The following is a 12,394-nucleotide window of genomic DNA, read 5'->3' as shown; positions in this document are numbered from 1 at the left end:
CCCCGACAGCGCACGCCCCACCCGCATCACCGCCAGGTGCGCGCCACCACCCAGCCGTCGCCCTCCGGCACGATGTCGACCACGACCGCATCCCCGTCGGCACTGACCTGGAACCGCCACCCGACCGTCCGCTCCGGGGCGTGGGTCATCGCCGACGGCAGGAACTCCGCCGTCGCGGTGAGCCGCGTGGGGCTGTCACTGACCCGCCAACGCCGGTCGCGCCACACCATCCGGTCCGGCACGCCGCGCTCCCACCACACCGTGGCGACCTCGTGCGTGAGCATCATCTCGACCTCCTGTTCGAACGTGTGTTCGAATGCTACGCGATCCCCGCCGACGTTCCGCGTGTCGCAAGGCCGTTCCGCGCATCGGGAGCCGATCCGCGCGTGGTGCGCAGGTCCTTCCGCCCCTCCACGCGCGGATCGGCACCCCATGTCGGGTGCGATGGGCAGGAACGTCCCAGCGCATCCCGACATCGGACGGGAGGCACGTGGCGGCCCCGCCCCGCGCCTCCCGTCCGGTGTGGGGTCGCGCCCGCCCGCACGACGCGCCCCGGCGCGCACGTCCAGGTGCCACGACCCACCGCGTGCACACCGCCGAGGGTGCGCGACTCGGCCCGCGTACCGCTGAGATGCCACGATTCCGGCACCTCGGCGGACCGCCCCGGGACCGCCCCGGCCGCACCTCGGGGGCACCGCCCCCGACGCGTCGCACGCCCCGGCCACCCGGACGGCGGCGGCCCGGGGTACGCGGCCGCCACGAGGACACAGTCGCCCACCACTAGAAGGGCATCATGACCACTTCCTCCCGCACGCCGCTCGGCGTCACGCTCGTCGACGGCGGCGCCAACGTCGCGCTCTTCTCCAGCACCGCCGAGCGGGTGGAGTTCTGCCGGTTCGACGAGGACGGCACCGAGCACCGCACCGAGCTGCGGAACCGCACCGGGTACACCTTCCACGACGTGGTCCCCGACGTGACGGTCGGCACCCGCTACGGCTTCCGCGTGCACGGCGCCTGGGACCCGGCGAACGGCCTCCGCCACAACCCCGCCAAGCTCCTGCTCGACCCGTACGCCACCGCGATCGACGGCACCTACGAGTGGGGCCAGGCACTGTTCGGCCACGACATGGACGCCCCCGAGCAGCGCGACGAGACCGACTCGGCGAGCGCCATGCCGAAGTCCGTGGTCGCCGACCGCGACTTCGACTGGGACGGCGACACGCAGCTGCGCACCCCGTACGCCGACACCGTCGTGTACGAGGTGCACGTCAAGGGCTTCACGAAGCAGCACCCGGACGTGCCCGAGGAGATCCGCGGCACGTACGCAGGCCTGGCGCACCCCGCCGCGATCAAGCACCTGACCGACCTGGGCGTCACGGCCGTCGAGCTCCTGCCGACCCACCAGTTCGTGCAGGACTCGACCCTGGCCGACAAGGGCCTGCGGAACTACTGGGGCTACAACTCGATCGGCTTCTTCGCGCCGCACGACGAGTACTCGTCCTCGGGCACGGCCGGGCAGCAGGTCGCCGAGTTCAAGGCGATGGTGAAGGCCCTGCACGCCGCCGGGCTCGAGGTCATCATGGACGTCGTCTACAACCACACCGCCGAGGGCAACCACCTGGGCCCGACGCTGTCGTTCAAGGGCATCGACAACCAGGCCTACTACCGCCTGGTCGAGGGCGACGAGGCGAACTACTTCGACACCACCGGCACGGGCAACAGCCTGAACGTGTCGCACCCGTCGGCGCTCGGGCTCATCACCGACTCGCTCCGCTACTGGGTCGAGGAGATGCACGTCGACGGCTTCCGCTTCGACCTCGCGACGACGCTGACCCGCCAGGACGGCGAGGCCGAGAAGCACTCCGCGTTCCTCGACATCATCCACCAGGACCCGGTGCTCCGCGAGGTGAAGATGATCGCCGAGCCGTGGGACACCGCGGGCTACCAGGTGGGCGGGTTCCCGGCCGACTGGTCCGAGTGGAACGGGAAGTACCGGGACGACCTGCGGGCGTTCTGGCGCGGCGACGAGGGCACGCTCGGCGACGCCGTGCAGCGCGTCCTGGGCTCCCCCGACGTGTACGAGGGCTCCCGCCGCTCGCCGCTCTGCTCGGTCGACTTCGTCACCGCGCACGACGGCTTCACGCTGGCGGACCTGACGATGTACGCCGAGAAGCACAACGAGGCGAACGGCGAGGACAACAACGACGGCGAGAGCAACAACACCTCGTTCAACGGCGGCATCGAGGGCCCGACCGACGACGGCGCGGTGAACGACTACCGCGACCGTCAGCGCCGGAACTTCCTCGGCACGCTCCTGCTCTCGGCGGGCGTCCCGATGATCCTCGGTGGCGACGAGATCGCCCGGTCGCAGGGCGGCAACAACAACGCCTACTGCCAGGACGACGAGATCTCGTGGTTCGACTGGGCTGCGGCGGACCGGGACCTGCTCGCGTTCACGACGTCGGCGATCGCGTTCCGCAAGGAGCACGCGGCGCTCCGCCCGTTGTGGTTCCGCACGGCGCCCGGCGACTCCGAGTCGACCGTGTCGGTGCTCCGCGCCGACGCGCAGGGGTTCGAGGACGGCGACTGGGCCGACGGCGGCAACCGTGCGGTGCTCCTGGTGCTGCAGCAGGGTGACGACACCGTCGCGGTGCTCCTGAACGCATCGGACACCACGGTCGAGTTCACCCTGCCCGAGAAGCCGGGCGGCGGCAGCTGGGCGCTCGGCCTGTCGAGCGACCCCGACCAGGCCGTCGAGGACGGCGCGACGACGCTGCTGGTCCGCGACGCGTCGTTCACGGCGCTCGTCTGATCTGCCCCGCTGCGGTCCGACGAGCTGCGGTCTGACGGGCTGCGGTCCGCCACGGACCGGGTGACGGACGGGAGGCACGGTGCCGGCTGGCACCGTGCCTCCCGTCCGTCAGGGGGTCGCGTCGGGACGGACGTCGGCGGGCAGCTCGTCCGTGGTGGGCGGGTCCGCGCCGGGGCGGGAGACCGTGACGGCGGCGCACGCGAGGGCGAGCCCGGCCAGGCGCCCGAGGTCGTCCTCGTCGAGGTCCGTCGGCGCGGTCCCGGTCGCGAGGACGGCGGCGAGCAGCCCGGCCATGAACGAGTCCCCCGCGCCGATGGTGTCCGCCACCGTCACCGCGGGAGCGGCGATCCGTCGGCGGGCTCCGCGGGAGGCGACCGCGCACCCCGAGCCGCCGAGCGTCACGGCCGCGAGCGTCGCACCGGCCGCGAGCAGCCCGTCGAGCACGGCGTCGACGTCCCGGTCCGGCCAGAGCCACGCGGCGTCCTCGTCGCTGCACTTCACGACGTCGGCCTCGGCCAGGAGCGGCTCGAGGGTCGCGAGCACGGCGTCGCGGTCCGGCGTGATCGACGGCCGGACGTTCGGGTCGAGGGAAAGCAGCGTGCCGGCGGGTCGGGCGCACACGGCGTCGAGCACCGTCGCAGCACCCGGCTGCAGGACCGCGCCGATCGACCCGACGTGCACGAGCGGCGTGCCCTCGGGGACGTCGACCGGGTCGATCCGCCAGTCCAGGTCGAAGTCGTACGAGGCCCCGCCGTCCGCGGCGATGGTCGCGACCGCCGTCGAGGTCCGCGGGACCGCCGTCGCGTCCACCCGGACACCGCTCGCCTCGACGTGCGCACGGACCGCGGCGCCGCGGTCGTCGTCGCCGAGCGCGCAGACGAGCCGGGCCGGGCGACCGAGCCGGGCGAGGCCCACCGCGACGTTCATCGGACTGCCACCGGGGTGCTCGGACCGCCCCTCGGGGCGGTCGACGACGTCGACCAGGGCTTCTCCGATGACGATGACGCTGCTCATGGCGACCAGCCTGACAGAGGTGCCCGCTCCGTGACGGCAGCGGCGTGACAGACGCGCCACGATCCTCCCGTCCGTCCCCTGGTTCCCGTGTGCCGGACCTGGGCCGGGGAGTTGACTCGGCCGTACCCGACCCGACCGTCGAGATGGAGTCCCGATGCTGTCCCTGACCTACTCGAGCGTCGCCACCGACGCGCTCGACGACGCCGACCTCGCACAGCTGCTCGCGCAGAGCCGTCGGGCCAACGCCGAGAACGACATCACGGGGGTGCTCCTGTTCCGGAACGGCTACTTCCTGCAGTTGCTCGAGGGTCCGGACCAGGCCGTGCGACGCAAGATGGACACCATCAAGCACGACCCTCGGCACACCAAGGTGACGGTGCTGCTCGAGGAGGTCATCGAGGAACGGCAGTTCCCGGAGTGGACGATGGGCTACCCGGCAGCGGACACCGATGTCGAGCAGGCGCCCGGGTACCGGACCACCTTCGACGACCTCGACGCGGCGGACGGGGACTCCGTGACGTCGCTGCCGGCGCTCCGCGAGCTGATCCGCTGGTTCCGACCCCGCGGCTGATCGTGACCCCGGTGTGACCACGGGCCGTGGCAGGATCGCGGCGTGGGGAACGTGGTGGTGCTGCCGGCGGATGCGCCGCGACGGGTCGAGCTGGAACGGCGGGGATGGCGGGTCGTCGCGCGCTCGTTCGGGGCGCAGCTCGACGGTGACGCGGTCGACCGGGCGCGGCTCCGCTCCCTGGTCGACCGGGCCGGGCTGACGGTCCGCGCGCTCGACGACGCCGACGTCGACGCGGTGCTCGCCCTCGACGCGGCGACCATCGGGCACTACCCGGGCAGCGTCGCGACGCGGCACGAGCCGTTCGACCGGGAGCGTGCGACACCCTCGGCGACGCGGCGGGGGTTCGGGGTGTGGTCCGGGGACGACCTCGTCGGGATGACGTTCGTCGACGTGCTGGTCGGTGCTGGCGGTGCCGCTGCCGGTTCCGATGCCGGTTCCGATGCCGCTGCCGGTTCCGCTGCCGCTTCCGTCTCGGCGGCGACTGACGTCACGGTGGTCGCTGCCGGCCACCGCGGGCGCGGGATCGGGACCGCGGTGAAGGCCGCATCGGTCCTCGCGCTCCTCGACGCCGGCGTGACCCGGTTCCGCACCGGGGGCTCAGCCGACAACCCGGCTATCATCGCCGCGAACACCGCGCTCGGGTACGTCCGCGACGAGGAGTGGGTCACGCTCGAGCCGGGTGTGTCGTGAACGACCGCTCCGGAGGACGGCCGTGGTGGCACGTCGTGTCGGCGACGCTCGTCGGGATCGGTGCGGCGTACCTCGTGCACGTCGGCGTGGTCCTGCTGTTCCTCACCGGCGTCGGCGGCCTCGTCGCCCTGCCGGTGGTGACCGTCCTGGCCGGTGTCGGACTCGGCCTCTGCGGTTTCGTGGGCACCGGTCGTCGCCGCGCCTGGTGGCTCGGGGCGACGGCGCTCGTGCTGGTGCCCGGCGCCCTCGTCACAGAGGTCGTCCCGTGGGTCGTCGCGTCGCCGGGTCCGCTGCTGCTCGCCCCGTCGCCGCTGCCGTACCTGATCGGGGCGGTCGTCGGAGCCGTCCCCGCGCTCCTGGTGCACCCCGGTCGGCCGAGGCTCGCAGGGCTGGTCTCCGGCGGGACCGCGGTGCTCGCCGTCGCCGCGCTCGTCACCGTGCTCGGCGTGCAGGCGCACGGCCGCGCAGTCGAACGCGACCAGCAGGCGATCGCGCGGGCACAGGTCGCGATCGGCGCCGACTTCCGCCCCGTCACGATCTCGCCGCCGGGCTACGGCTCCGACTTCGAGGCGAACATCGAGCGGCGGCTGCCCGGCTTCCTGCAGGTGTTCTCCTCCCCCGCCTCCCCGGCGCACTACCCGGGCAACACGAGCGGGGACGACCTGACCGTCGTCACCCTTGCCGCGGATGCGCCGTCGTGCGGACGGGCGCTCGAGGGCGTCGGTCCGGACGGTGCGTCGGAGCCCGAGACCGGGTGCACCACCACGGACGGGGTCGTGGTCCGCACGAGTGCGCACGGACACGAGGTCGCCGCCGTCGTCGGGGACACCCTCGTCGCGGTGAGTGCCCTGCGCGCGGTCGACGAGACGGTGCTGCGGGCCGCGGTCCGGTCGGCCGAGCCGATCGGTGACGCGGCGTACCGGCACGTGCTGCTCGGGGACGGGGACGAGTACACGGACGAGCTCGACGGGAACCGGTGCCCGGTCACGGGGGCGGTGTGCGGTCCGTGACCGCGCCGAGCGTCACGCTGCTCCCGGTGGACCTGGCGCACCCGGTCGGTCGGTCATGGCTCGTCGCTTTCCTGACCACGAACCGCTTCCCGTTCCACGTCACGTCGGCCCCGACGCGCAACGGGGTCGAGCGGCGCGTCGCGGACGGGGACTTCTCGGGTCCGGCGCACGCCCTGTTCCGTGTCGAGGCCGACGGCGCGGCAGTGGGGATGGTCGCCCTGGACGACCTGGACGACGGCGCACCGTTGATCGACGTGCGGCTCGCGGAGCGGGCCCGAGGGCGAGGGCTCGGCGTGCCGGTCGTCCGCGCGCTCGCCGGCACCGTGTTCGCCGGGTACCCCGACGTCGATCGGCTCGAGGCGCAGACCCGGGACGACAACGTCGCGATGCGGAAGGTCCTGGTCCGGTGCGGGTGGGTCCAGGAGGCGCAGTACCGGCGGGCGTGGCCCGTCGAGGGTTCGGCGCCGAGGGACTCGGTGGCGTACGGGCTGTTGCGGGAGGACCACCGAAGTGGGCGGGTGACGCCGTTCCTCGGCCGGTTCGACGCGGGCGAGTGAGTCGGGCTGCTCAGCGGTGGGACGCGAGCAGGCGGCGCTCGACGCGGGCGAGGATCGACAGCAGGGTCGTGTCGTCGTCGTGGGCGCGCGCCGGGATCAGGGCACCCTGGATCGTCGCGACCGCGTCGATCGCACGCTCGTCACCCAGGGTCATCGTGGCGAACAGGGGGTTTCCTGTGGCGGTACCGGTGGGATTTGAACCCATCTCCGCGCCTCCGCACGGACGAGACCGATGGTCGGATCGCTGTGGACACGGGGCTTCCGCCGGCTGATCGAGCCAAGCTGAGCCAGCGGTGGACAGGTGGCGGTGCACCAAATTGCACCACGGGCAGACCTCTACGGCGCTGCCCAGAAGCAAGCATGATCGCAGTGCGGGACCGTTCCCAAACGCCGCCCCAAGCGCCAGGGCCAGGACCGGGACCCGGCGAGCGATCGCGACAGCCATGTTGTCCGCACCATCGGTGCGAGCGCTGATAATGTGTCTTGTGTCAGTTTGGACACGCTAGGAGCCGTAGTTCCGACGATGCCAGTGGCCTGACGAGCCGCCAGCAGGATCGGGCCGCAGCAGCGGCTATGGACTCTCGTCGCTGGGGTGATCCTCGACCCAATGATGGCTCTCGTCCCAGTCGTGCTGCTCGGTGATCGCCATAGCGACGCCAGGGACAGCCCACTCGAGGTCGAGCATCGTCGGGCGCATGTCTGTGGGGCCCGCGATGTGGATGCGATCGACGTGCTGTAGGCGCAGGATCGGTGACCAGTCGCGGTCGTCGGGTTCGACGCCGAAGCTCAGGTCGCGCAGCATCGGAAGTTCGGTGAGGAACTCCAGGTTTGGTGTAGTCGACTTCCCGCGCTCGGTGCCTGGGTGGACAGCGAGGTACTCGAGGCGTTTGAAGGCTCCGATCGGGCTGTAGTCGTGTACGCGGAACGTGCCGATCAACACGAGGCTTCGGAGCGATGGGATGTCGGCGATCGGGTTCAGGTCAATCAGGGCTGGGGCGCTGTGCAATTCGAGGGTCTCCAGCGACCGCATACCGCCCAGTGGAGCGAGGTCGTCGTAGTCACCCCATTTCGTGATCAGGGACTGGAGCTGTGTCTGACCTTCGAGGGCCGCGAAGAGCCGCTTCGGGGTCCGGCTGGTGAACTCGAGCTCCCGGATCTGGCTCGGCCCGATGCGGAAGAAATCGCACCACTCCGCGACGATGCGCGTTGCCATCGATCTCGACACGTCCAACTGCGTGGCCTGGACGGCGACGGCGAGATCGTCGTCGTAGTCCTCAGGCCGTTCGAGGACCACCGTGCCGTCTCGGCCGATCGATCGCATGGCCGCATCTTCGCAGACGGCGACGAGCCGGAGTCGCCTGCAGGCGCCGATGCCTGCCTTTGTCGTACCGTAGGCAGGCTCCGAGCAGCAAGACCTGACCGTCTGCGGATCTAAGCGCAGCCCGCGTCGTGCCGCTCGTCGCCGCCTCCTCACCGAATCGGAACGGACACGAACAGCCTTGCCGTCACTGCCAGAATCACTTCCAGCGACGCGACCCCTTAGAGGGGTCGAGCGGTGGGTGATGGTTGCTGTTGCGCTGCTATTGGTCGCCCTCAGCTACGGCCACAAGCTCTCCTGCTCGACGCTCGGTGCAGGCATCGGCAACCCCGCGGACCGGTACGACACGCACGTTTACCGTCTCGCCTGCTACTCGGACACGCTCACGCTGTTCAACCTTCGAGACCTCGGGAGCCACGTCTTCCCCTACGTCCATGGCTGGTACACCGCAACCCCGCTGCCTGCGGTTCACGGCGGCACGGTCGAGTACCCGACGCTCACCGGCGTCTGGGTGTGGTTGAGCGCGCTGCCGGTGTCGAGCGCCGCCGGCTTCCTCACCGTCACTGCTCTGACCTTCCTTCCCGTGGTCGCGCTGACGGTGCTTTGGTTGCAGCAGGTTGCGGGTCGTCGTGCGTGGATTTTTGCCGCGACCCCGCCCTTGTTGCTGTACGGGCTCTACAACTGGGATCTTCTCCCGGTCGCTGCCACGGCTGCCGGACTCGCGATAGCGCTCGCGGGTCCGCGACGGTGGTCGCCGCTGACCCGCGCAGTCATCGCAGCGGTCGCGTTCGGGATCGGTGGGGCGTTCAAGCTGTACCCGGTCACGTTCGCGGCCCCGCTCGCGTTGACCTTCCTCTTCGACCAGTCAGCGCCAGCACGAAGTCGGGTGGGCAACTGCCTTGCGGTCCTCGGCGCAGCCGCGGCGACGCTTCTCGCAGCGAACCTCCCGTTCATGCTCATCAACTTCGACGGTTGGCTGTCGGTCTTCCAATTCCAAGCGCATCGCATGATCGGCGCATCGACGCTGTCGGTCTGGTACTGGGGGCTTCTGCCGTGGTCCGCGTCCCCCACGGGCACGACCCAACACCTCATGGGGCTCCTTGCCACAGGTGCCACCGCGCTCGGCCTCCTGCTGGTTCTCGCTGCCGCCGCCGTCATCGGGAAGCGACGGGGCTCCGTGCCGTGGATCGGTGCTGCAGCGGCCATGCTCTGCGTCTACATGGTGTTCAACAAGGTCAACTCGTTGCAGTACGTCCTGTGGCTCTTGCCGTTCTTCGCAGTCCTGCGGATCCGGCTCGCCTGGATCATCGCCTATTTCGTCATGGACCTTGCCGCGTTCATCGGGTGGTACCGCGTGTTGTTCTACACCTCGCTTGGAAACCTCGAGTCGACGTGGGCGAACCAGGCGCTCGCGATCGGCGTCTGGGGGCGCGCCGGCCTGCTCCTCGCGCTCATCGTCACGTTCCTGCAGGCGACGCCAGCCAGCCCGAACACACGGGACGGCCGCCGGTCAGTTCACCAGGCAGCGGACATGCCATCAACCAGCGCAGTGCCCCCGAGCGATGCACCCTCGGACGGCTCGGGCGATTCTCTTGTTCCAACAGGACGAAGGTAGCCTTGCGTGCCGAGGTGAGTCCCTCGCGAGGAGAGTTCCGATGACTAGTGCCCTGGGCGAGACAACCTCCCCCTTCGCCGACGCCCCCGACGTCGTGACCGTGCGGAACGTGTCGAAGCGGTTCACGATCCGCAAGGACAACTCGCTCAAGGAGCGCGTCGTCACGCTGGGTCGCGCGGGCCGTCGCCACAGCGAGGACTTCTGGGCACTCAAGGACATCAGCCTCGACATCCCCGCCGGCACCACGATCGGCCTGCTCGGCCCGAACGGCTCCGGGAAGTCGACGCTGCTCAAGACGATCGGCGGCATCCTCGAGCCCACCAGCGGCTCGGTGGAGCGCCGCGGTCGCCTCGCCGCCCTCATCGAGCTCGGCGCGGGCTTCCACCCGGACCTGACCGGGCGCGAGAACGTCTACCTGAACGCTGCGATCCTCGGCCAGACGCAGGAGGAGACCGAGGCCCGGTTCGCCGACATCCTGCAGTTCTCCGGGATCGGCGACTTCATCGACACCCAGGTGAAGTTCTACTCGTCGGGCATGTACGTCCGACTCGCGTTCGCGGTCGCGATCAACACCGACCCCGACGTGCTCCTCGTCGACGAGGTCCTCGCGGTCGGTGACGAGCAGTTCCAGAAGAAGTGCCTCGACAAGATCCGCGAGTTCCAGGAGCAGGGCCGCACGATCATCCTCGTGTCCCACTCGCTCGGCCAGGTCCAGGAACTCTGCGACTCCGCCGTCGTGCTGCACCACGGCGAGGTGAAGTTCCAGGGCTCCGCGCGCCTCGCGGTGAAGAACTTCCGCGAGATCCTCGAGGGCCGCCGCGTCGCCGAGGCCGAGGCCGCGCACCCGGAAGAGGACGCGAACCCCGCCAAGGTCGAGCGCGTCGAGCTCGAGATCCCCGGCCGCGCACCCGGCGAGAAGCACCAGCACGGCGACGACCTGGTGATCCGCGCAACGTTCTCGCACAAGGACGTCCTGCCCGAGTGGCACTGCGGCATCAAGATCGAGAACCAGTTCGGTCACCCCGCCTACGGCGTCGACAGCCGGATGCTGCGATCCGTGCACACTCCCCTCGACGGCACCGCCACCATCGAATGGCACCTCCACGACCTGCGACTCGGCGGCGGCCAGTACTTCGTGCACGTGTTCCTGGCGAAGGCGAACGGCGAGCACATCGTCATCGAACGCGAAGCTGCCACCTTCAAGGTCGCCGACGAGGACACCAGCACCGGAATCATCTGGGCGAAGGGGTCCATGACCAGCTACGACGGTCCCATCCGGCGGTCCTAACATGCAGCAAGCAGCGCTTCGACACGCGTTCCGTCTGATCAAAGACCTCCCCCGGGACCGCCGCTGGCAGCGACAGCTCGGCACGATCCTTGAGCAAGGAGTTCACACGACGGAGGGCGTTGCCGCCCCCGGGTTCACCGACGGCGCCGTCCCCATCATCATGTGCCTCTGGAACCGCCCAGAACGGATCCGCGGCATCATCAACATGCTCGAGGCGCTTGATTGGAAGCGCCCCGTCCGCCTGGTGCTGTGGAACAACAACGCCGACGACGCCGCGTTCTACACGAACGTCATCCGGGAGTGGCACGACAAGCAACGCGGCCAAGAGCCGCACGTGCTCCGCGCCATCGACCTGATCAACAGCCCCACCAACTTCGGCGGGCTGGGACGTTTCCTCGCCGCCCGCCTGATGTGGAACGCCGGCTACCGGGGACCGATCGTCACCCTCGACGACGACCAAAACGTCTCCCCGTACTTCATCCGCGACCTGAAGCGGCAGTGGACTCCCCACTCCATCATCCCGTGGTGGGGATTCAAGCTGCACGGCTCCTACTGGCGGCGCTCCGAGATCGAACCCGGCACCGTGCCCGATCACGCCGGCACCGGCGGCACCATGCTCGACATCGAGCTCGTCGCGGACGACCGATTCTTCTCCCGGCTCCCCCATCGGTACGCCTATCTCGAGGATCAGTGGATGACGTTCTTCGCGAAATCGAAGAACTGGCGCATCATCAAGGCGCGAACAGAGATCACCCTTGTCTCCGAGGAGAAGAACCAGTACCACGGCTTGAAGCCGTTGAAGGACGTCTTCTACATGTGGCAACACACGGTCGGCAGCCTGTGGCTTCGACTGCCCGCGAAAAGCCGCCCCGAATGGTCCGCCGGCCGCATCAACGAAGCGTCGGACCGGTTCTCATCGACTCGGTGGATGAAGACCAGTCGAGGAAGCACGGGCCACGGCGAACGCTGATGAGCTACACGGTCGAGTACTGGGACATCCCGTCGGGACGCGGTCCGTACTGGATCGGGCCCTTCAGCAGCATCGACAACGCCCAACGTGCCCGCAGCGGCTACGAACTGTGGGCCACGAACCAGCTCTACCTGATCCGTCACGGCCGCACCCCGGGGCCGAACCGTGTGGTCGCCGCGATCCTCGACCAGCGATGGACTGCTGTTCCCGTCGCGGAGTGGTGGACCCGTGCGAAACCCCACACACTCCGCCAACTGCGTGCGGGACCCTCGTTGCCGCTGACGAGCCGGCTTCTGATCGAAGTGGTCTCCGCCGGCGGAAGCGTTGATGGATCCGTCTCTGCAGCAGGGCAACGCCAGGACCGACTCTCCCCCACCCAGCAGCAAGCACTCCACCTTCGAGCGCTGCAGCCACCTTCGACCTCACCGATTACGCATCAACACCGCGCACGGCGGCGCGCACGATCAGTCGTTCCGCTGGCGAGGGTGCTGCTGGCCGCTGGGACGGCGCTGCTGCTGCTGCTCCGGCGGCGCCGATAGACGGATTTCC

The 12,394-nt window shown here is 69.9% G+C and carries 13 protein-coding genes; 9 read left to right on the top strand and 4 right to left on the bottom strand.

Features of this window, described 5'->3' with window-relative positions; all coding sequences use genetic code 11:
• Nucleotides 1-26: 26 nt before the first annotated feature.
• Nucleotides 27-287, bottom strand: coding sequence for a hypothetical protein (locus LQK89_RS00860; protein ID WP_141859811.1), 261 nt, complete (start codon nucleotides 285-287; stop codon nucleotides 27-29).
• A gap of 506 nt (nucleotides 288-793) precedes the next feature.
• On the opposite strand from LQK89_RS00860, the gene glgX reads away from it, so the two are divergent.
• The gene (gene glgX / locus LQK89_RS00855) at nucleotides 794-2,812 is read left to right on the top strand and encodes a glycogen debranching protein GlgX (RefSeq protein ID WP_231049855.1); all 2,019 of its coding nucleotides are present in this window, start codon (nucleotides 794-796) and stop codon (nucleotides 2,810-2,812) included.
• A 108-nt stretch (nucleotides 2,813-2,920) separates the two neighbouring features.
• Here the strand turns inward: glgX and LQK89_RS00850 are convergent, their stop codons facing one another.
• On the bottom strand, nucleotides 2,921-3,826 hold the full coding sequence (locus LQK89_RS00850; protein ID WP_231049854.1) for a carbohydrate kinase family protein: 906 nt from the start codon (nucleotides 3,824-3,826) through the stop codon (nucleotides 2,921-2,923).
• Between the two features lie 154 nt (nucleotides 3,827-3,980).
• Here LQK89_RS00850 and LQK89_RS00845 point away from each other — a divergent pair, with 154 nt between their 5' ends.
• From LQK89_RS00845 to LQK89_RS00830, 4 genes are read left to right on the top strand one after another with little or no spacing between them, the layout of a single operon-like run.
• Nucleotides 3,981-4,397: a BLUF domain-containing protein gene (locus LQK89_RS00845; RefSeq protein ID WP_058742628.1), complete on the top strand. Its 417-nt coding sequence runs from the start codon at nucleotides 3,981-3,983 to the stop codon at nucleotides 4,395-4,397.
• A gap of 42 nt (nucleotides 4,398-4,439) precedes the next feature.
• Entirely contained in the window at nucleotides 4,440-5,087 is a 648-nt protein-coding gene (locus LQK89_RS00840; protein WP_231049853.1) for a GNAT family N-acetyltransferase, read from the top strand.
• Nucleotides 5,084-6,097, top strand: coding sequence for a hypothetical protein (locus LQK89_RS00835; RefSeq protein ID WP_231049852.1), 1,014 nt, complete (start codon nucleotides 5,084-5,086; stop codon nucleotides 6,095-6,097). Before LQK89_RS00840 ends, LQK89_RS00835 begins: the two co-directional genes overlap by 4 nt.
• A complete protein-coding gene (locus LQK89_RS00830) occupies nucleotides 6,085-6,654 on the top strand; it encodes a GNAT family N-acetyltransferase (RefSeq protein WP_231049851.1) in 570 nt (189 codons plus the stop codon). Before LQK89_RS00835 ends, LQK89_RS00830 begins: the two co-directional genes overlap by 13 nt.
• Before the next feature lie 10 nt (nucleotides 6,655-6,664).
• Here the strand turns inward: LQK89_RS00830 and LQK89_RS00825 are convergent, their stop codons facing one another.
• Nucleotides 6,665-6,808, bottom strand: coding sequence for a hypothetical protein (locus LQK89_RS00825; RefSeq protein ID WP_231049850.1), 144 nt, complete (start codon nucleotides 6,806-6,808; stop codon nucleotides 6,665-6,667).
• A 417-nt stretch (nucleotides 6,809-7,225) separates the two neighbouring features.
• Entirely contained in the window at nucleotides 7,226-7,975 is a 750-nt protein-coding gene (locus LQK89_RS00820) for a hypothetical protein (RefSeq protein WP_231049849.1), read from the bottom strand.
• Nucleotides 7,976-8,216: 241 nt separating this feature from the next.
• Here LQK89_RS00820 and LQK89_RS00815 point away from each other — a divergent pair, with 241 nt between their 5' ends.
• From LQK89_RS00815 to LQK89_RS00800, 4 genes are read left to right on the top strand one after another with little or no spacing between them, the layout of a single operon-like run.
• Nucleotides 8,217-9,587 carry a hypothetical protein gene (locus LQK89_RS00815; protein WP_231049848.1) on the top strand — a complete coding sequence of 457 codons (1,371 nt, stop codon included), beginning with the start codon at nucleotides 8,217-8,219 and terminating at the stop codon, nucleotides 9,585-9,587.
• Nucleotides 9,588-9,627: 40 nt separating this feature from the next.
• The gene (locus LQK89_RS00810) at nucleotides 9,628-10,875 is read left to right on the top strand and encodes an ABC transporter ATP-binding protein (protein ID WP_231049847.1); all 1,248 of its coding nucleotides are present in this window, start codon (nucleotides 9,628-9,630) and stop codon (nucleotides 10,873-10,875) included.
• Between the two features lies 1 nt (nucleotide 10,876).
• A complete protein-coding gene (locus tag LQK89_RS00805; protein ID WP_231049846.1) occupies nucleotides 10,877-11,845 on the top strand; it encodes a hypothetical protein in 969 nt (322 codons plus the stop codon).
• A complete protein-coding gene (locus LQK89_RS00800) occupies nucleotides 11,845-12,384 on the top strand; it encodes a hypothetical protein (protein WP_231049845.1) in 540 nt (179 codons plus the stop codon). Before LQK89_RS00805 ends, LQK89_RS00800 begins: the two co-directional genes overlap by 1 nt.
• The last annotated feature ends 10 nt before the right edge of the window (nucleotides 12,385-12,394 follow it).

It is taken from the genome of Curtobacterium sp. C1 (assembly GCF_021049325.1).
Lineage (GTDB): Bacteria > Actinomycetota > Actinomycetes > Actinomycetales > Microbacteriaceae > Curtobacterium > Curtobacterium citreum.
The sequence above is the reverse complement of the archived record's forward strand: the minus strand, read 5'-3'. Positions and strand labels throughout refer to the sequence as shown.

Bases quoted from the DNA above. Each gene is read 5' to 3' on its own strand.
- LQK89_RS00860 (WP_141859811.1), bottom strand. From the start codon at position 287: ATGATGCTCACGCACGAGGTCGCCACGGTGTGGTGGGAGCGCGGCGTG.
- glgX (WP_231049855.1), top strand. From the start codon at position 794: ATGACCACTTCCTCCCGCACGCCGCTCGGCGTCACGCTCGTCGACGGC.
- LQK89_RS00850 (WP_231049854.1), bottom strand. From the start codon at position 3,826: ATGAGCAGCGTCATCGTCATCGGAGAAGCCCTGGTCGACGTCGTCGAC.
- LQK89_RS00845 (WP_058742628.1), top strand. From the start codon at position 3,981: ATGCTGTCCCTGACCTACTCGAGCGTCGCCACCGACGCGCTCGACGAC.
- LQK89_RS00825 (WP_231049850.1), bottom strand. From the start codon at position 6,808: ATGACCCTGGGTGACGAGCGTGCGATCGACGCGGTCGCGACGATCCAG.
- LQK89_RS00820 (WP_231049849.1), bottom strand. From the start codon at position 7,975: ATGCGATCGATCGGCCGAGACGGCACGGTGGTCCTCGAACGGCCTGAG.
- LQK89_RS00815 (WP_231049848.1), top strand. From the start codon at position 8,217: ATGGTTGCTGTTGCGCTGCTATTGGTCGCCCTCAGCTACGGCCACAAG.
- LQK89_RS00810 (WP_231049847.1), top strand. From the start codon at position 9,628: ATGACTAGTGCCCTGGGCGAGACAACCTCCCCCTTCGCCGACGCCCCC.
- LQK89_RS00805 (WP_231049846.1), top strand. From the start codon at position 10,877: ATGCAGCAAGCAGCGCTTCGACACGCGTTCCGTCTGATCAAAGACCTC.
- LQK89_RS00800 (WP_231049845.1), top strand. From the start codon at position 11,845: ATGAGCTACACGGTCGAGTACTGGGACATCCCGTCGGGACGCGGTCCG.